We start from the raw sequence: 18,625 nt of genomic DNA on the forward strand, positions 1-18,625 counted from the left end.
TTCATTAAAGGCATAATATGACAGTGATGTTGCATTTTTATGACGATTATCTAAACAAAAAAAGGCTGACCGAAGCCAACCTTTTTTCACTTTGAATGAACGATTAAGCGCGTTCTAAAAGTGCAGCTACAGCAGGAAGTGTTTTACCTTCAACAAATTCAAGGAATGCACCGCCACCTGTAGAGATATAACCAATTTTATCAGCCACTTCGTATTTATCAATTGCTGCTAAAGTATCGCCACCACCTGCAATAGAGAAACCATTAGATTCTGCAATTGCCAATGAAAGTGCTTTTGTACCTTCGCCAAATTGATCAACTTCAAATACACCTACAGGACCATTCCAAAGGATTGTTTTTGAGTTTTTAATAATTTCTGCAAATGCTTTTGCTGTTTCAGGACCAACATCAAGAATCATGTCGTTGTCTGCTACATCTTCAACTTTCTTCACAACTGCTTTAGCCGCAGCCAATGAACCCAAGAAATCTGCAAAATCAATTTCAGATGCATCTGCAACAACAACGTCTGTAGGAAGTGGTACAGAAACTTTTGCAGCAATTGCTTTTGCTGTGTCGATTAAATCATTTTCGCAAAGTGATTTACCAACATTGAAGCCCGCAGCTGCTAAGAATGTATTTGCAATACCACCACCAACAATAATTTGATCACAAATATCTGAAAGTGAAGTGAGTACATCTAACTTAGTTGAAACTTTAGAACCTGCAACAATGGCAACCATTGGCTTTTCAGGATTTTTAAGCGCACGACCTAAAGCATCTAATTCTGTAGCAAGTAAAGGTCCTGCTGCTGCAACTTTAGCAAAACGTGCAACACCTTCAGTAGATGCTTCTGCACGATGCGCTGTACCAAATGCATCCATCACAAACACATCACAAAGCGCTGCATATTTTTGTGCAAGTTCAGGGTTGTTTTTCTTTTCACCCACATTGAAACGACAGTTTTCTAAAAGAACAACTTGTCCTGCTTCTACTTCTACACCATCTAGGTAATCTGTGAAAAGTTTAACGTCTTGACCTAATGCTTCTGTTAAGTAAGCAGCAACTGGTGCAAGAGATTGTTCAGCTTTTGGCTCACCTTCAACAGGACGACCAAGGTGAGAATAAACCATTACTGCTGCGCCTTTCGCTACGGCAGCTTTAATTGTTGGTAATGCTGCGCGTAAACGTGCATCACTTGTAATCACACCATTTTTAACAGGTACGTTTAAATCTTCACGGATTAAAACACGCTTGCCTGCTAAGTCGAGGTCAGTCATACGCTGAAAGTTCATGTATAGCTCACTGTATAGATATTAAATTCGCCAAGATTTTAAATGATTATGCAAAAAAATGCTTAGCTTCTTTTGCATAAAAGATGTAGAAAGCCAAACTTTTGATTATGATAGGACAAGGTCACTACTAAAATGCACTTATGTCTATTCATCCAGACCCAAATATCAATCGTTTAAATGTTCTTGGCGAGCCACTTTCAAGTTGTTGCTTCGATCCAATTACTGGATATTTCCGCAATGGCTTTTGTCACACAGCCACAACAGACTTAGGTCAACATACTGTTTGTGCGCAAATGACATCTGAATTTCTCAATTATTCTCAAAAAGTTGGTAACGATTTAATTACCCCTTTTCCTGAGGCAGGCTTCCCAGGTTTAAAACCAGGCGACTTTTGGTGTATTTGTGTGACCCGTTGGGTAGATGCCTACCAAGATGGTTGCGCACCCCCCATTAAAATTCAAGCATGTCACCAAGCGGCATTAGCTTATGTTCCGCTTGATGTTCTTATGGACTACGCAGTGTAATGAACAATATGCAACTTATTTTGGCTTCAAGTAGCCAAACTCGTAAAGAATTAATGGATCGTTTACGCATAGAATATCAATCTATTGTTCCCGATATTGATGAATCTCCACGTGGTGAAAACCATGCCGATGATTTAGCAATGCGCCTTGCTTTTGAAAAAGCAAAATTTATTTCAGATCAATATCCAGATGCAATTGTGATTGGTTCAGACCAAGTCGCTTGGCGTGAAGGTGCTCCTGATATTTTTATTGGAAAACCTTTAAGTAATGAAAAAGCCATTAAACAACTTCAAGCAAACTCTGACAAAATTGTATATTTCAGTACAGCTTTAAGCGTACAACAGAAATCTTCAGGCTTCGAAAGAACCTTAGTTGAACACTACAAAGTGAAATTTCGTAAACTTGGGCTTGCTGAAATTGAACGCTATGTAGAAGTAGAACAACCTTTACATTGTGCAGGTAGTTTTAAGTGTGAAAGCTTGGGGATTAGCCTTTTTGAAGAAATGATTGGTCAAGACCAAACGACGCTCATGGGCATGCCAATGATTAAACTATGTGGAATATTACGTGAATTAAATATTCAAGTTCCCTAATGATGTATTCATTGTAATAGGGTTTAAAACATTAGAGCTTACGAATAAAGATCGTGTTTTAAACCCTAGATTTTCTATCAAAAATCAAACATATAATTTCAAATTATAAAATTAAAAATCATATGATGTTTGCAAATAATACGTTCGTGATGGACCTACGTACATACCACCAGTCTGATCTGCTGAACGCGTATAAAATTCACGGTCAAATAAATTCTTAACGCCTACACCAACTTTCAAACCTTTTAAGCTTGTATCTGAAAAATCATAGGCTGCACGGATACCTGCTACGCCATAACCTGAAATATTTCCATAGCGTCCTGTATCATCATTTTTACCTGAAGCAGTTTGACCCGATTGGAAATACATATTGGTATTTAATGTCCAATGATTAATCTTATAATCGAGACCTAAATTACCCACCCAGTTCGAATAAAAGTCTAAATCTTTTCCTGCATTTTCTCCTGCAGATGCTGTTGCTTTTGTATATGTCGCATTTGCATACATCGATACATTTTCTAAAGCATCATTGAGACCAGCAAAATTATATTTAAAACCTAATTCTGCACCTTTATGCTTGGTTGCACCTAAATTTGAATAGGTTTGTGTCGCATCATTTCGTTTTAATTCATCTGCAAAATCAATGTAGAAAAGTGTGAACTCTAAAGATAAATAATCATCTAAATAATGTGTTCCAATTTCATAGTTATCGGCTTTTTCAGGCTGTAAACCATCCATAGTGAGAAAGGCACCATTTTTATCATTATTTACCATTTGGCTATATTGAAACGGTGCAAAAGATTTTCCGTAATTGGCAAATACATTCCATTGATCATTTGCTTTATACATCACAGAAAAACTTGGCAATACAGAATCATATGACTTAGCTGCATGAACGCCATTCATAACCGAATAATCTTTATTCAGTTTGTACATATTCTCAGTGGTTTTGATTTTTTCAAAACGTACACCTGGGGTAAATGACCATGCACCAATATCTGTACGGTTATCTACATAAAATGCATGTGCATCTGTTTTACCGTCAGCTTTAGTCCAACCAAAACTTTCCGCAGGTCCTGAAATAGAATCGTAATTTGCACGATCTACCGCCTCTTCACTGGTTTCATGTAAATAACGATAACCTACAGACACTTCATTTTGAGATTGACCAAGTTGATAAGCATGTGAATAGCGAGGCTCAATTGCGGTGACTTTATAATTACGCGGAGCAGTTTGATAAAGTTCAGATCCACTTCTTTCCATGCCTGCATCTCGGAAAGTATCTGTGTGATAAGCTAAAACTTCAAAAGCATTGTCATCTTTTTTATAACTATATTTAATAGAACCATCTGTTCGATGTCCTTTCATATAATCATCATTACGTAAAGATTGATATGGGTTTTGAGCATATTGCGATGGCGTTAAACCACCTGGCATATCTACATCGGCATCATAACGATGTATATTTGCTTCGATTTTTTCATAATCATTAAAGTCATACGCTGCCTTTAAGCGAATATCATTAATTTTAGATTTGTCGTTGCTATCACGAAAGCCTTCGCCATTTGCACCCGAGTAAAGTAAAGCCAAACCTAAGCCTTGTTCTGTTGTTCCGCCTATAAATAAGTTTGGATTAAATTTCACGTTACCGTTTTTTGCAATTTCTGTCGTCATATCAACAGTACCTGCAAAATCTTTAGGAATAGCGCGAGTATTAAAGTTCATAATACCGCCTACATTTTGCGGCCCAAAGCGTACAGAACCTGCACCACGTACTACATCTATAGATTCAATATTACCTAAGGTTGTTGGCGCTAGTGATAATTGGGACTGACCATAAGGTGCAAATGCCAAAGGAACACCATCGACCATAATTTGTGAACGTGGTGAAAATCTGGAGGTTAAACCACGAACACCGATACTCAATGATGCATCACTTCCCGCTGTTCCTGCATTTTCAGGTGCTTGCACACCCGGAATTTGACGTAAAGCTTCTTTAACCGACGTTGTACCCTTCGCATCTAATTCTTGTTTATTTAAGATCGTACGTGCGCCTGCATGATTAAGAACTTTATTTGCATTGGCATCTTCAAGCCAATTGCCCGTCGCTTGAAGTGTAATTGGTGCAAGTATATTGGTATTGTTGCCTGCTGCATAAATTGATGTTGATAATAAACAAATTGTTAATATTGAAAGTCTAAATTGTCGTGGTTTCATGATATTCCCTAATGGATGAATACATTTGAATCTGTGAGAAATAATGCATTTTTAATAAAAGAATGTATGATATATAAATATATTAGTAAATGAGAATTATTTACACAAACTGAACAATGTAGAACCCGCTAAATTTATCTCCTATTATTTATTACCCTATTTTTAACGTAGATGAACATAACAATTTTGAAAGAATAAAAATCATATCTTCAATGCATTGAACTTGCGCTTATATAGAACTCAAGGGACAATATAGAAAATTTTATGTAGTTATCTTTATGTCCCAAACTCTTGATGTTTTAGGTGGAATTACCGCTGAACAATTTCTTGCCGAATATTGGCAAAAAAAACCGCTCCTTGTTCGTAATGCAATGCCTGAAATTGCAAGTCTTTTAGAGCCAAAAGATGTTATGGAGCTTGCATTAGACGAAAATGTCACAGCTCGTTTAATTAAGCAAAAAGACCGCGATCCAAATCAATGGTCGGTAAAATCATCTCCACTATTAAAAGCAGATTTTCAAAAGATGCCTAAGCTTTGGACTTTGTTGGTTCAAGCTGTAGATCATTATTCTTTTGACCTTGCAGAACTTTGGAAGAAATTTCCATTTATTCCACAATGGCGCCGTGATGACATCATGGTGTCTTATGCACCTAAAGGCGGTTCTGTAGGTAAGCACTTCGATTTTTACGATGTGTTTCTAGTGCAAGGTTATGGACATCGTCGTTGGCAGTTGGGGCAAATGTGTGATGCTGAAACTGATTTTGTTGCAGGACAACCGCTTAAATTATTAGCTGAAATGGATATTCACTTTGATGAAGTTTTAGCACCAGGCGATTTACTGTATGTACCACCGGGTTTGTCACATTATGGCGTTGCTGAAGATGACTGTTTAACCTTCTCTTTTGGTTTCCGTATGCCAAATGTCAGCGATATGATGGATCGTGTGGGCGATAAATTTTCTGAAAATGAACTTCTACGCAATCCATTAATAGATATTATTCGTGACCAAGTCGGTTCTATTGGTGAGGTGAGCAGTAACGAATTAGAATATCTTAAAGATAAAATTATGGAGCAACTTCAAAACTCAAATGTACTTGAAGATGCAATTATGACTTTAATGTCTGAACCTAAATATCCTGAAAATATCCCTGAAGCTGAAGAAATTGGCGCAGGCGATTTAGAAGAAGCATTAGAAGAAGGCTACAAACTTTGTTTAGAACCCTCTTCTCGCCTACTTTATACAGAACAAGATGATGATGTTTTATTCTGGGCAAATGGCGAAGGAGTTTGTGTTTCTGAAGCATTCACAGCGCATTTAAAACAATTGGCAGATGGACAAATTGTCAATTTGAACCAAGATTTATATGATGCAGACATTTTAGAAGATATCGCTCAATTACTGAATGATTCCATTCTTATGCTTGTACCTGCTGAATAAAGCTACAATCGAGTCTAGCTAACAACCTTGACTAGACTCGATTTATTTGTTGATATTTCAACTACATATCTTATTAAGCTTATCTACAAAGTGACAAATGAGCACTTGAAAATTATGTCGAAAAGTTGCAGTGTTAGCACATATTTAATTTTTCGGATTAAAAAGTGTCCAGCCTATCTCAAAGCATAAGACATAAGTTTTTAAATACTTTTTTCTCAAGACACTCGGTTTGGTTTGTCAGCATTATTATTGCTGTCTCAATTACGTGGTTAAGAGTATTCTCTGAAGTTCATTATTTACACTATTTCTTCTCAGATACTGTATTAAATACCATTTGGCTGAGTACCATCGCACTCAGTCTTTTAGGTGTATATGACATTCTACAAAAGCGTCATGCAATTCTAAAAAACTACCCAATTATGGGGCATTTTCGTTATTTATTTGAAGATTTTCGCCCTGAAATTCGTCAATATTTCATTGAATCTGATCAAGATGCATTACCGTTTTCACGTATGCAACGTAGCTTGGTTTATCAGCGTTCAAAAAATGAAAATGCAGATAAACCTTTTGGTTCAATCATCAATGTATATCAGCAAGATTATCGCTTTATTATGCATTCGATGTCGCCATGTAAACCTGCCGATCCATCAACATTCCGAATTTCTATTGGTAATGAGCAATGTACACAACCGTATAGCTCATCGATCATGAATATTTCAGCAATGAGTTTTGGTAGCTTAAGTGCCAATGCCATTCGCGCATTAAACAAAGGCGCTAAACTTGGTAATTTCTACCACGACACAGGTGAAGGCAGTATTAGTCCTTATCATCTAGAAAATAATGGCGATATTGTTTGGGAACTTGGCAGTGGTTACTTTGGTTGCCGTACCATTGATGGTCAATTTTCTCCTGAAATGTTTGCAAAACAGGCACAACTACCACAAGTTAAAATGATCGAGATTAAACTCTCTCAAGGTGCAAAACCTGGTCATGGTGGTATTTTACCTAAAGATAAGATTTCAGAAGAAATTGCACAAATTCGTGGAATCAGCCGTGAAGAAGATTGTATTTCACCATCAAATCACTCTGCATTTTCAAACCCAATTGAGTTGATGCATTTTATTCAGCAATTACGTGAATTATCGAATGGTAAACCTGTCGGCTTTAAGCTCTGTATTGGTCAGCCTTGGCAATTTATGGCAATTGTTAAAGCCATGCTTGAAACGAAAATTGTCCCTGACTTTATTGTGGTAGATGGTTCTGAAGGTGGTACTGGTGCTGCACCTATCGAATTAATTGACAATATGGGTGTCCCTTTGCGTGAAGGTTTACGCTTAGTTCACAACACATTAATTGGTGCGGGTTTGAGAAAACAAGTGAAAATTGGTGCAAGTGGCAAACTCATTAGTGCCTTTGATATCGCAAGTACTCTTGCAATTGGTGCAGACTGGGTAAACTCAGCTCGTGGCTTTATGTTTGCAGTTGGTTGTATTCAAGCGCAAAGCTGCCATACCAACCAATGCCCTGTAGGCGTTGCAACGCAAGATAAAGAACGTCAAAAAGCAATTCATGTTCCAACCAAAGCTGACCGTGTTTACAGCTTCCATAAGAACACCATGCGCGCTTTAGCTGAATTACTTGCATCTGCTGGCTTAGAGCACCCATCAGACATTAAACCGCATCATTTAGCACAGCGTGTAAATGATCGTGAAATTAACAACTATGGGCAGTTACACTTCTGGCTTAAAGAAGGTGAACTTCTAAATTGCGATCAATCAGAAACGGATAATTTCTATTACCGTATGTGGAAAGTTGCAGACGTGAATAAATTTTAAAATTGAGTATTGCAAATTAAAGAGGCTTCGGCCTCTTTTTTATTGTGTTGAATTTGGTAAACACTCTATTATTTTGATGAATTTTTCATCTAACATAAACTCATCAATATTCCATCTATTGGAGTTTTAAAATAATGAACAGAATTAATTTAATTTGCTTAGGTGTAAAAAACATTGAATTATCTTTAGCATTTTATAAAAATATAGGCTTTAAAACATACGAAACTCAAGCAAGCCCAGCCATTGTATTCTTTGATAATCAAGGATCAAAACTTGAACTTTATCCATTAGAACAATTAGCTAAAGATATTAATGCTGAAAATCCACCGCTTATCAATCAAGGATTTAGTGGTATCACTTTTGCCTGCAATACAAAGTCTGAAAAAGAAGTCGATGATATTCTACAATTGGTTCAAACTCATGGCGGAACCATTGTAAAACCTGCTCAAAAAGTTTTTTGGGGTGGTTATAGTGGATATTTCAAAGATTTAGATGGTTATTATTGGGAAATTGCCTATTCAGCAGATTGGAAATTTGATGAGCAAGATATGCTGATTATTGAATAAATCATTTATGCAAAATAAAAAGCTCAAGTCATCAACTTGAGCTTTTTAATGTTTAATCTAATTTCATAGTGAACTACATTAATAATAAACTTTACTTTGCTTTGCATGTAAAAATGCAGGAATTAAACCCGTTAATGCAGCACGAATATCTGCACGTTCATTAATGAGTTGATGTGAACCCTCTTCCAACATCAGTAAAGTCTGTAATCGAAATTTATTACGAATAAACTCTATATTATATTTCCAATCGACCGTTTGATCTTGCGCACCTTGCGCTAGCCAAACAGGAATACGACAAGATGGTCGTTGCTCCATTTCTTGCATCCATTTAGACATGGCTAGAATCCAATCCATTCCCATCATTTTTGGCTGCAATGGATCTTTTAGTCGAATAAATCGTAAAAACTCAGGATTATGATTATTTCTACGGAAATGACGTGGTACTTGCTTTTTAATACGACGAATAATGCCTAAACCTACTGAGTTATGCCACCAAGCAGATTTTGCAGGTCGAACCAATGGTGACAATAATAAAACTCGGTCTACATATGGATTTACACGACGCTGAGCAAAATCTAACACATGATGCATGAGTATAGCTGCACCCGTACTTTGCCCAATACCAAGCCAAGGTTTTGGTAATTGATCTGCTGTCTTCACATATTGATAAACGGCATGTAAAACATCTTGATAATGGTCAAAATCTTTAATATTCGCTGGTGAACCATCGCTTAGACCATGACCTGGTAAGTCGAATGTAATTACACTAAAACCCTGATCTATCAACTCTTTAATAATGGGTTGATAAATACCGCTATGTTCTAAATAGCCATGTAAAAGAAATACCGTACCTTGAATTTCACTATAGCGCGATGATTTTAAATTGGGTTGAAAAACCTGAACATGCAATTTGAACAAGGGAATTTCCACATAACCTTGCCAATGTTCACAATCTAAAAGGTCAAAGCCATATAATTTTCGATATGCTTGAAGTTCTGCATTTGGTGAAAACTGACGATTTAAATTTAAAGCATTTAGTTGATGAGGCGTTGTCTCTCGACTAGGTACAGGTAAATCTAATAATTTTAGTTCATTCGGATTTGAAAATGGAATTTCAGGCATTATGGAACTTCCCTGCAATCACTTGATCCCAAGAAAACATCTCGAATAGATGCAAGCATTTCATAATTTGCTCTACGACTATGATCATAATTTTTAACACTAGGGCGCCATTGTGTCAGTTGAGTGGGCATCGGTGCTTCCACAGGAATCGTTTCAATCCCATTTAAGGCAAATAAGCGTCGTGTTCGTGGCATATGGTATTCATCCGTCACTAAAATAACGGTTGGAGCACCACCTTTTTTTTGTAAAAGTAGTGAACTAAAACGAGTATTTTCACAAGTATTCATACTTCTATCTTCTAATAATTTTGCATCAATTCCACGATCTTTCAGCCATGCTTGCATATAAGGTGCTTCTACACCACTAAGAACAATTGGGAGTTGATATTGCTTTTCTATTTCTAAGGTTTTTTCTAATCTTAGTCTTGTGTAATCATTCACAACAATGGTTTTAGCATCTTTATCAAAAGTTAAACCACCACCTAAAACCACAATAGCATAAGGTTTTGACTTCTCTACGCTACTTTGAACGGTATTTTGATCCTGAATATGTTGAACATCTTGCAAAGTTTCTGTATTCACAGGTTCTATTATGGGTTCGACAATTTCATGCGTTAAAAGAAAATGAATATATTTATCCATCCTTTCTTTATTATCAGCATTGTTTAACTCTAATAATTCACGTACAGCTTGCGTAGATTCCGTTTGAACTTCAGAGCTTGCAGAAACCTCTAGCAAAGGAATAGATGGCTTAATGGGTTCATTATTTTGCTCTTTTTGTTGTTCTTCAATAATTGAGTTCTGCAAAAGTTTATAACGTGTTTGAATGGTGCTTAAATCTGTCATTTGACTTTTATTAAGCTCTTTTTCCATGACTTTTAAATATGCTTGGCGTGCAATCCACAAATCTGAACCCGGCTCTAAAGTATCATTTTCACTTAAAGATGCCATTTTCTGACTTTCAGCAGCCAATTCATTTACCTCTACAGGCACAAATGTATTCAAAGCTTTAACCACCAACTTTGAATAATAAGGTGAATAAACAAAAAGCATTAGACAACCTAAAAATACAAATAACAACGATGCTATTTGTACCAATTTGACCATTAAATGCTTTCTAGCCATATACTATCCTGTATGTTCTGTAATGACATGGTGTGTTCGAATTAAGCCTAATTCGTTATATAGAACAGGCTCAGGCTCTAAAGATACACCAAATTTAGCATAAACATCATGTTGTACAGCTTTATAGGTATTTTGAACATCTTCTAAGTTCGCATTTGCATAATTCACCAAAACCAAAGCTTGTTTTTGGAACATACCTACAACACCTAGCTTTTTACCTTTCCAACCCGATTGATCAATCAACCAACCTGCCGCAATTTTAACTTGGTTATTTGGTTGCGGATAATGCGGTAAGTTTGGAAATTTTTCAGCCAATTGAAGATAAATAGAATAATCTACAACAGGATTTTTAAAAAAGCTTCCGACATTTGGAAATTCTTTCGGATCTGGCAATTTCGCTTTACGAATTTGAATGACTTGGTTTTGTAAATTTAACGCAGTTTGGTCTTCAGCTACTGCATTTTTAAGATCACCATAATTTAATTTTAATTGAGGCTGTTTTAAAAGCTTAAATTCCACACTCACAATTATATATTTGTTTGGGTCATCTTTAAAAATACTATGACGATATGAAAAATGACAATCTGCACCTAAAATCGAACGAAATTCTTTTGAATAGCGATCATAAACCTGCACAGAATTTATAAATTCACCTGCTTCTACGCCATATGCACCAATATTTTGTACTGGGGATGCACCCACCAAACCAGGAATCAGCGCTAGATTTTGTAAACCATATAAGTTTTGCGATGTCGTCCATAAAACAAAATCATGCCAAACTTGACCTGCACCGACACGTATCGTTTTAGATTCTGCATCTTCTGTAATATCTTCAAAACCTTGAATATCCATATGAATAACAAGTGCATTTATTTCTTTGGGCAATAACATATTACTACCGCCCGATAGAACCATCACGTTCAGTTGATTTTCTTCTGCAAATGCCAAAGCTTCAATAAGCTCATTTTGCGACTGAACTTTCATGTAGTGCGATGTAATGACATCCAAACTTAATGTATTAAAAGGTTTAAGTTGAATTTGTGTTTGAATATTCATGTCTTGAAACCTTATACAGCTAATTCATTTTTAAAAATATTTACCCAAGCTCTGCTACTCGATTCACATTGATCAAGCACTCGCTCGAAGCCATTTGCACCGCCATAATATGGATCTGGTAATGCTTGCTGCTTATAGATTTCATCATGCTCGCTCATTAATGCGATTTTTGCACGAAGTTTATTTTTACCAAATTTTAATTCAGCTTGATGCTGAAGCGTTTGAATATTGTCTAAGTTTTCATTATCCATCGCCAGAATCAAATCGAATTCGATAAAATCTTGCACATTTAATTGTCTTGCTCTTAAAGATGATAAATCATAACCACGTTTTAATGCATGTTTCTGACTTCGTTCATCGGGAGCTTTATTCGGATGATAATTACTTGTACCCGCAGAATCGACCCTGATATTTAAATGTTGTTGTTCGCAAAAGTATCTAAGAACTACCTCTGCCGTAGGAGAGCGACAGATATTTCCCAAACAGACACATAACACCTTATATGGCGTTTTGGACGACATAACAACCTCAACGAAACATTTATTTCAAGCGTCTTATGTTAAGTGATTTAGAGGCTTAATCCTATATAGAATATAGAGAATAATGTTGATTTTGGTATTATTTTTCATAATAAAATGATGATGATTTTATTCTAAACAGTATATTTTTATAAAAACTTATTTTGAAATAAACTACTTTAATAACGAAAGTAATTTTAAGCGACCACATAGAAATATTATATTTTGGAATGAAAGTTACACGCAAAAAATTGAAATTAACGTTACTTATCTTACTTAGACGACTTATTAAAAATACTTAATAGATTCTTATTCTTATTTATAAATTACAAATACATAACACAACTGCGCAAAATTTAATCGAATAATCACTCTAAAACAAAACATCATAATAACAATAACTTATATCAATATATGAATTTATAATAAATGATATACATCTGTTTTTATAAGATTTTTCATCAGGCTTGTTTTCTTAAAATACTCATTATTATGTAATTTTTATTAACTTAATATTCAAATTCAAAATTAAATACATACACTGCGCATTAGATTCAAAATCATCTTCTACTTCTATTAAGGGAATATATATGAAGACTTCAATTAAAACGATTCTTCCAATCGCACTTTTAGGTTTAACTGCTGTAACTGCAACTCATGCTGAAACTTCAGATGGCAAAACATTTGGTGTTTCTGCAGGTTGGTTACATGTAATGCCTCAAAGCTCTGAACAAGGTGTTAACAATCAGCTTGGTAACAATTGGAATATGACAGATAATGCAGGCTTTAAAGTAAAAGATGCAGATACTGCTGGTTTAGCTTTTGATTACTTTGTAAATGACAATGTATCATTAGAAATGGTTTTGGGTGCACCACCTAAAATGAAATTATCTGGTGTTGGACGAGTAAACTTAATCGGTAATCTTGGTGTTGAATTAGGTGACTATGACAACATTGCTACTACTCGTGCATACACGCCTACTGTTTTAGCAAAATACCAATTTGGCACAGTTAACAGCAAAATCCGCCCTTACCTTGGTGGTGGTTTGATGTATGCACATTTCAGCGATATTAAAACTGATCCAAACATTGCTATGCCAATGGGTGCAACAATTGGTAATGTCTCTGTAGATGATGCTATTGCGCCTGTAGTTGTTGCTGGTGTTGATTACAATATCAATAAAGAATGGTTTGCTACAGCATCTGTTTCATATGCTCATCTTTCTACTGATGCAACACTAACAATTAATTCTTCTACTGGCAGCAAACTCGTTACAGGTAAAAGTGAAATTGAAATCAATCCAATCATAACTTACGTTGGTCTTGGTTACCGTTTCTAATCTTTAACTAGATTATAAATGTAAAAAAAACAGGCTATTTAGCCTGTTTTTTTATGCTTCAAATTTTATAAAAAACATTAAGACTTAATTTGAATATTCTGCAATTCACCATCAAAAGATTTCATTAAATCTTTAATAATAGGTTCTTCATTCAACAATTCTACAGTGCGCTGAAAAGCTCGATCTTTACGAGCATGTTGCATTGTAAATGGTGTCATTCCACTCACTTCACCATATTGAACCTTAAACAGCGTATTTGACCATTGCTCTTTCAATGCATTTTCTAAATTACCCTGCATTTGAGTCAACAAGTGTTGATACTGTTCAGGAATATGAAATATAGATTCACCATTAATATGACCTTGCATCACACCATATTGAGCAAGCTCTTGAACTGCAGGTGAAAGACCACTATTTCTAAACCAAAATTCCCACTTTTCTACAGTCCATTCACCGTCCAAGCTTTGATCTTGTAAACGTAGAATATCTTGTGGCATTAAAGATGTTTTTTCTACAGACTCAGACTCTTCAACTACTTCTGTAATTTCAACTTGCGCTATAGATGGCTCTAATGTTTCCACCGTCATTTCAGAATGCTGATCTATTTCATTTACAGTATTCACAACTTGTTGAACAGGATGATCATCAAAATTACTAAGACTAAAATCATCTTCTAAAAAGTCATCACTTGATGGCTCATCTACTTGTACAGCAGATTCTTCAGCTTCAGATTCATCTAATCCAAATAACGCATCACCCGTAGATGGATCAAATACAATTTGTTCCGTTTGTGGAAGATTTGCTACTTGATCTTCTATTTGGTGCTCATCTTTAGTTTCCGCAGTGTGTAGAGCTTCAATTTGAACAGAATTCTCAATGATTTTTTCTGCAACATACTCAGCTACATCTTGCTGAACGGCTAAAGGCTGAGTTACTTGTTGAGGAGGTATCGCTTGATGTACCGTTTCTTGTTGTGACTTTAAAGGTGCTTGAACGCCTATAGTATTTTGTTGAGGTGACGCGTGTTGTTGCGTTACAACCACTTCATTTGGCTGTAATGGTCTAAATGCGAGTAAACGTAATACGCACATTTCAAAACCTTGCTCTTGCGTTACCGCAAGTTGTAAATCTGCACGACCTTTACAGGCAATTTGATAGTACAACTGCAAATCTTGTGCAGAAACCAATTGCGATAATTGCATGATTTTTTGGTTGATTTCAGCACTATATTTAAGGCTTAAATCTGGTAAATATTGCAATAAAGCAAGTTCATGCAAAGTCGAAATGAATTGATCAAGTACTAACGATACATCTAAAGCTTGTTGTCTAAATTGAATAAGTAAATCACTTACACGTTGCTTTTGATTTTGATGAATTGCAAGAATTAGATCATAAATAATTGTACGATCAATTAAACCCAGCATTTCTTTTACGTCTTGATGCTGAATTGCACCTTGACCATAAGCAATGGCTTGATCTGTTAAAGATAATGCATCACGCAAAGAACCTTGAGCAGATTCGGCAATTTGCCAAAGCGCATCTTGTTCTGCTTGAATATCTTCTTTACCTAAAATATCTGTTAAATGTGTCGTAATTTCATCTACAGCTAAAGGACGTAACGTAAATTGCAGACAACGTGAAATTACGGTAATTGGCAACTTTTGAGGATCTGTTGTTGCGAAAAGAAATTTCACATGCTCAGGTGGTTCTTCTAATGTTTTTAATAAAGCATTAAAAGAATGCGTTGAAAGCATATGTACTTCATCAATCAAGTAAACTTTAAAACGACCTTGAGTTGGTGCATACGGTACGTTATCTAATAATTCACGTGTATCTTCTACTTTTGTACGTGATGCCGCATCAATTTCAATTAAATCGATAAAACGACCTTCATTCACCGACTGACATGTTGGGCATACTTCACACGGCGTAGATGTCACACCTGTTTCACAGTTCAAGCACTTAGCTAAAATACGTGCGATTGTTGTTTTACCAACACCACGCGTACCCGTAAATAAATAAGCATGATGCAAACGACCACGTTCCAATGCGCTTGTTAGTGCACGTGACACATGGTTTTGCCCAACTAATTCATTGAAATTACGAGGACGGTATTTTCGTGCGAGTACTTGATACATGTATGCTCCTTTTTATAGGTCTAAGGATACTGTTTTTTTAATAAAGAGTGAATGAAAACTATTGATTAGGGCTCACTTCTGCCACAATTTTTTTTGACTTTATTAATTTCAATCAATCTAATGTGTATTTGTTTCCTTGGAATTTCAATTAAATCATCAGCCAAATTAAGACTTATGTAGTTTTGAATTTTATTTTAAATTTCAGTATATTTAGCAAAATTTTATAACAACCATCCCTAATATGAAACAGAAACTACTTTTAACGACTCTACTTCTAGCAATCAATTCAGCTTCTTTTGCGAATTCTTATAAAGCCGTTGCTTCTTTACCTACTTATCAATCACAAGAGGTTAATCGGTCTACCGTTAATAAATCTGAAGAAATTTACGGAAACTCAACTGAACTAAAAATCGTCAAATACTCCGACACAGTTAAAACAACAGCAGCTAGAACAGTGCTCATATTACTTGCTGGTGGCTCTTTTCAAGGTACATCCAAAGACCAACTTAAAGGAAGTAAAATTGAGGATGTGATAAGTAGAGATAAGTTAAAAAATCCATTATTTGATATAGGACCTCTTACAAAAGCATACTCAGACGAGGTCGTAAATAAACATAAAAACATTAAAGATTTAGACATAAAATCATACTACATCAAACCCACACGACCATATTGGTCTTTAATTTATGATAAAAGTGATAAAACTATAGAAAATGGATATGCTCTTTTTTTTGGTGCGGAATATTCTAAGAACTATTTAAAAAACTGTATTTACCAAAGCAAAGCCTATCCTTTAGAACAATGGCAAGCGAACGATTATCAACTTATTGCTGATGAAAGAGAAATAATTATTACCGAATGCGCAAATCAATTTAAGACTCAAACTGATGATTTAATAAAAAGACTTATAGATAAACAGAATGAGGAAAATCTTAAAAAAGATAGTAACGAAAATGTTCAATGAATATATTAGGTGACCGTTAATATAAAAGATCACTTCTGTGATCTTTTATATTTTATGCATAGATCTAAACTAGATCCAATAAAAAATCAGTTTGTGCTTGATACGGTTCTGCTGTTTTATCAACACGAATCTCTAATAACTGATTTTCTACATCTACAAACAATTGATTCCGTGTTTTAACATTCAATAGTTCTAATTTTGTTTGTGCTGCATCTTTAAATAAGATCTTACCTTTTAAGGTTTCAACTTCATTATGACCACTTAAACTTTCACGCTGAAGTACATAAGTCATATCACCTTTAAGTTCTAAATCTACCGCCATTCCTGGACAATCTTCACATCTAGAAGAACACCCCATACACGGCGTAGTTCCCTGATAATTTCCCACCCATAAAGGCTGAACTTGCTTTTCTTCAATCGTATTTTTGACATTTTTAGAATCTGCACTTTCATTTTTTGTCTGATTCGATTCCTGACAACCCAATAAAACAGACGATGCAAATAATGGAATAAGAATGCGATTTTTCATTTCAATAAGAACAAACAGGATCAATCAATTGATTGATATAATATAACATGAATCGCATAAAAACCCATGTCGATACATAAGCTTTACATTAAGTTTTAATTAAAACCAACCTTTATAGCCTTGCAATTCTGCATCTGCGCAGCGCAAAGCTTCTTGTGTCAGCCCCCATAAACGATAATCTCCAGTGATAGAACCTGTTTGAAAATTATGCGTATAAGCAAAACTTAATTTCCTTTGAGGATCACACCAAGCACCTGAACCATTAAAACCAATATGACCAAAACCTTGCGGTGCTTTTTTACCCAAGGTTAATAAACGGTGATATCCCAAACGCCAATGCATAGCAATGGGCATCACACGATCACGTTTTATATATTGAATTGTCGATAAATTTTGGAATATTTCTGGTTTGATAAATTGTTTATTATTCCACTCACCCTCATTGGCAAGCATCGCATATACTTTTGCCAAACTATTTGCAGTAAATACACCATTTGCAGCAGGAATAACAGCTTGTAATGCACGATCATCAAACATGCTTAACTTACTCATACCTTTGGGAATCATGGCATCTTGAAAATCTAATGGATTATGTCCGCTAAATTCCAACAAGCGATCTAAATGCGTTTTTTTACGCTTTATTTTCTTTGCATTCGGATTAAATGGCTTCATCTCTTCTTTATTTATCGTTAATGGTCTAGCAACTCGCTTTATTTCATCAGCAGGAACACCATAAAATGCACCATCTAATTGAAGCGGTTTTACCAAATATTTTTCCATTAATTCCGTAAGTGATTTATTGGTGGCTTTTTCCAATAAACCACCCACTTGCCAACCAAATGTAAATGGTTGATATGCAGCATCAGCTCCTGCATTAAACCTTGGTGTTGATTGTTCAATCACTCTAAGCATATGTGACCAATCAGCCATCTCTAAAGCATCATGAATATTTGACCGAATATCAAATAAACCACTTTGGTGACACAACATATGCCTTAATGTAATTTTACTTTTACCATTTTGTACAAATTCAGGCCAATAATGTGCAACAGGCGTATCGTAATCGAGAAAACCTTCACTCACTAAAATATGCGCTAATGTTGCAAGTACACCTTTTCCTGTTGAATAACAGACAGACAATGTATCCGATTGCCAATTTTCACTGAGTGATTTTTTCCCCGTAAAAATATCGACCACTTTTTCAGATTGAAAATAAATCACGAGTGCCGCACCACCAAATCCTGTCCGTGCATCTTGCATTTGACTGAACTGTTTCGCTAAATCTTTAAATCGTGGATCCACATAACCCTTATAATTTTTTTGATTTGCGAATAAATATTGTGGAATACGTTCCATCTACACAATCCTT

Annotated in this window: 16 protein-coding genes; 7 read left to right on the forward strand and 9 right to left on the reverse strand. The window is 35.4% G+C overall.

Annotated features, from left to right (window positions below; genetic code table 11):
• Nucleotides 1-103 precede the first annotated feature (103 nt).
• The gene (locus GTK57_RS13270; protein ID WP_163124040.1) at nt 104-1,291 is read right to left on the reverse strand and encodes a phosphoglycerate kinase; all 1,188 of its coding nucleotides are present in this window, start codon (nt 1,289-1,291) and stop codon (nt 104-106) included.
• A gap of 140 nt (nt 1,292-1,431) precedes the next feature.
• On the opposite strand from GTK57_RS13270, the gene GTK57_RS13275 reads away from it, so the two are divergent.
• Nucleotides 1,432-1,815, forward strand: a complete 384-nt coding sequence (locus GTK57_RS13275) for a DUF2237 family protein (RefSeq protein ID WP_152875602.1) — start codon at nt 1,432-1,434, stop codon at nt 1,813-1,815.
• On the forward strand, nt 1,815-2,408 hold the full coding sequence (locus GTK57_RS13280; protein WP_152875603.1) for a Maf family protein: 594 nt from the start codon (nt 1,815-1,817) through the stop codon (nt 2,406-2,408). Before GTK57_RS13275 ends, GTK57_RS13280 begins: the two co-directional genes overlap by 1 nt.
• Nucleotides 2,409-2,519: 111 nt before the next feature.
• On the opposite strand, the gene GTK57_RS13285 is transcribed toward GTK57_RS13280, so the two are convergent.
• Nucleotides 2,520-4,625 carry a TonB-dependent receptor family protein gene (locus GTK57_RS13285; protein WP_163124045.1) on the reverse strand — a complete coding sequence of 702 codons (2,106 nt, stop codon included), beginning with the start codon at nt 4,623-4,625 and terminating at the stop codon, nt 2,520-2,522.
• A gap of 278 nt (nt 4,626-4,903) precedes the next feature.
• Between GTK57_RS13285 and GTK57_RS13290 the strand changes: the two genes are divergently transcribed.
• From GTK57_RS13290 to GTK57_RS13300, 3 genes are all read left to right on the forward strand, one after another.
• Nucleotides 4,904-6,064, forward strand: a complete 1,161-nt coding sequence (locus GTK57_RS13290; RefSeq protein ID WP_163124048.1) for a ribosomal protein uL16 3-hydroxylase — start codon at nt 4,904-4,906, stop codon at nt 6,062-6,064.
• A gap of 164 nt (nt 6,065-6,228) precedes the next feature.
• The gene (locus GTK57_RS13295) at nt 6,229-7,899 is read left to right on the forward strand and encodes an FMN-binding glutamate synthase family protein (RefSeq protein WP_163124050.1); all 1,671 of its coding nucleotides are present in this window, start codon (nt 6,229-6,231) and stop codon (nt 7,897-7,899) included.
• Between the two features lie 134 nt (nt 7,900-8,033).
• The gene (locus tag GTK57_RS13300; protein WP_163124054.1) at nt 8,034-8,465 is read left to right on the forward strand and encodes a VOC family protein; all 432 of its coding nucleotides are present in this window, start codon (nt 8,034-8,036) and stop codon (nt 8,463-8,465) included.
• Nucleotides 8,466-8,543: 78 nt separating this feature from the next.
• Here the strand turns inward: GTK57_RS13300 and GTK57_RS13305 are convergent, their stop codons facing one another.
• From GTK57_RS13305 to GTK57_RS13320, 4 genes are read right to left on the reverse strand one after another with little or no spacing between them, the layout of a single operon-like run.
• Nucleotides 8,544-9,587 (reverse strand): alpha/beta hydrolase, encoded by a 1,044-nt coding sequence (locus tag GTK57_RS13305; protein WP_152875610.1) that lies wholly within the window; start codon nt 9,585-9,587, stop codon nt 8,544-8,546.
• Nucleotides 9,587-10,711 (reverse strand): YdcF family protein, encoded by a 1,125-nt coding sequence (locus GTK57_RS13310; RefSeq protein WP_152875612.1) that lies wholly within the window; start codon nt 10,709-10,711, stop codon nt 9,587-9,589. Before GTK57_RS13310 ends, GTK57_RS13305 begins: the two co-directional genes overlap by 1 nt.
• Nucleotides 10,712-10,714: 3 nt before the next feature.
• Nucleotides 10,715-11,767 (reverse strand): UDP-N-acetylmuramate dehydrogenase, encoded by a 1,053-nt coding sequence (murB, locus tag GTK57_RS13315; RefSeq protein ID WP_152875614.1) that lies wholly within the window; start codon nt 11,765-11,767, stop codon nt 10,715-10,717.
• Nucleotides 11,768-11,778: 11 nt separating this feature from the next.
• Nucleotides 11,779-12,288: a low molecular weight protein-tyrosine-phosphatase gene (locus GTK57_RS13320; RefSeq protein ID WP_163124057.1), complete on the reverse strand. Its 510-nt coding sequence runs from the start codon at nt 12,286-12,288 to the stop codon at nt 11,779-11,781.
• 587 nt (nt 12,289-12,875) lie between these two features.
• Here GTK57_RS13320 and GTK57_RS13325 point away from each other — a divergent pair.
• On the forward strand, nt 12,876-13,625 hold the full coding sequence (locus GTK57_RS13325; RefSeq protein ID WP_163124060.1) for an OmpW/AlkL family protein: 750 nt from the start codon (nt 12,876-12,878) through the stop codon (nt 13,623-13,625).
• A 77-nt stretch (nt 13,626-13,702) separates the two neighbouring features.
• Here GTK57_RS13325 and dnaX read toward each other — a convergent pair whose 3' ends face one another.
• Nucleotides 13,703-15,763, reverse strand: a complete 2,061-nt coding sequence (gene dnaX / locus GTK57_RS13330; RefSeq protein ID WP_152875619.1) for a DNA polymerase III subunit gamma/tau — start codon at nt 15,761-15,763, stop codon at nt 13,703-13,705.
• 241 nt (nt 15,764-16,004) lie between these two features.
• Here dnaX and GTK57_RS13335 point away from each other — a divergent pair, with 241 nt between their 5' ends.
• Entirely contained in the window at nt 16,005-16,727 is a 723-nt protein-coding gene (locus GTK57_RS13335; protein WP_163124063.1) for a hypothetical protein, read from the forward strand.
• Nucleotides 16,728-16,791: 64 nt separating this feature from the next.
• Here the strand turns inward: GTK57_RS13335 and GTK57_RS13340 are convergent, their stop codons facing one another.
• On the reverse strand, nt 16,792-17,256 hold the full coding sequence (locus GTK57_RS13340; protein ID WP_163124066.1) for a copper resistance protein NlpE N-terminal domain-containing protein: 465 nt from the start codon (nt 17,254-17,256) through the stop codon (nt 16,792-16,794).
• A 99-nt stretch (nt 17,257-17,355) separates the two neighbouring features.
• The gene (locus GTK57_RS13345) at nt 17,356-18,612 is read right to left on the reverse strand and encodes a serine hydrolase domain-containing protein (protein WP_163124069.1); all 1,257 of its coding nucleotides are present in this window, start codon (nt 18,610-18,612) and stop codon (nt 17,356-17,358) included.
• Nucleotides 18,613-18,625: the final 13 nt, after the last annotated feature.

Origin of the sequence: Acinetobacter portensis (assembly GCF_010646905.1) — a bacterium.
Classification (GTDB): Bacteria; Pseudomonadota; Gammaproteobacteria; order Pseudomonadales; family Moraxellaceae; genus Acinetobacter; species Acinetobacter portensis.

Coding starts and splice junctions, on each gene's coding strand:
- GTK57_RS13285 (WP_163124045.1), bottom strand. CDS start 4,625: ATGAAACCACGACAATTTAGACTTTCAATATTAACAATTTGTTTATTA.
- murB (WP_152875614.1), bottom strand. CDS start 11,767: ATGAATATTCAAACACAAATTCAACTTAAACCTTTTAATACATTAAGT.
- GTK57_RS13300 (WP_163124054.1), top strand. CDS start 8,034: ATGAACAGAATTAATTTAATTTGCTTAGGTGTAAAAAACATTGAATTA.
- GTK57_RS13335 (WP_163124063.1), top strand. CDS start 16,005: ATGAAACAGAAACTACTTTTAACGACTCTACTTCTAGCAATCAATTCA.
- GTK57_RS13290 (WP_163124048.1), top strand. CDS start 4,904: ATGTCCCAAACTCTTGATGTTTTAGGTGGAATTACCGCTGAACAATTT.
- GTK57_RS13280 (WP_152875603.1), top strand. CDS start 1,815: ATGAACAATATGCAACTTATTTTGGCTTCAAGTAGCCAAACTCGTAAA.
- dnaX (WP_152875619.1), bottom strand. CDS start 15,763: ATGTATCAAGTACTCGCACGAAAATACCGTCCTCGTAATTTCAATGAA.
- GTK57_RS13310 (WP_152875612.1), bottom strand. CDS start 10,711: ATGGCTAGAAAGCATTTAATGGTCAAATTGGTACAAATAGCATCGTTG.
- GTK57_RS13270 (WP_163124040.1), bottom strand. CDS start 1,291: ATGAACTTTCAGCGTATGACTGACCTCGACTTAGCAGGCAAGCGTGTT.
- GTK57_RS13345 (WP_163124069.1), bottom strand. CDS start 18,612: ATGGAACGTATTCCACAATATTTATTCGCAAATCAAAAAAATTATAAG.
- GTK57_RS13275 (WP_152875602.1), top strand. CDS start 1,432: ATGTCTATTCATCCAGACCCAAATATCAATCGTTTAAATGTTCTTGGC.
- GTK57_RS13305 (WP_152875610.1), bottom strand. CDS start 9,587: ATGCCTGAAATTCCATTTTCAAATCCGAATGAACTAAAATTATTAGAT.
- GTK57_RS13320 (WP_163124057.1), bottom strand. CDS start 12,288: ATGTCGTCCAAAACGCCATATAAGGTGTTATGTGTCTGTTTGGGAAAT.
- GTK57_RS13340 (WP_163124066.1), bottom strand. CDS start 17,256: ATGAAAAATCGCATTCTTATTCCATTATTTGCATCGTCTGTTTTATTG.
- GTK57_RS13325 (WP_163124060.1), top strand. CDS start 12,876: ATGAAGACTTCAATTAAAACGATTCTTCCAATCGCACTTTTAGGTTTA.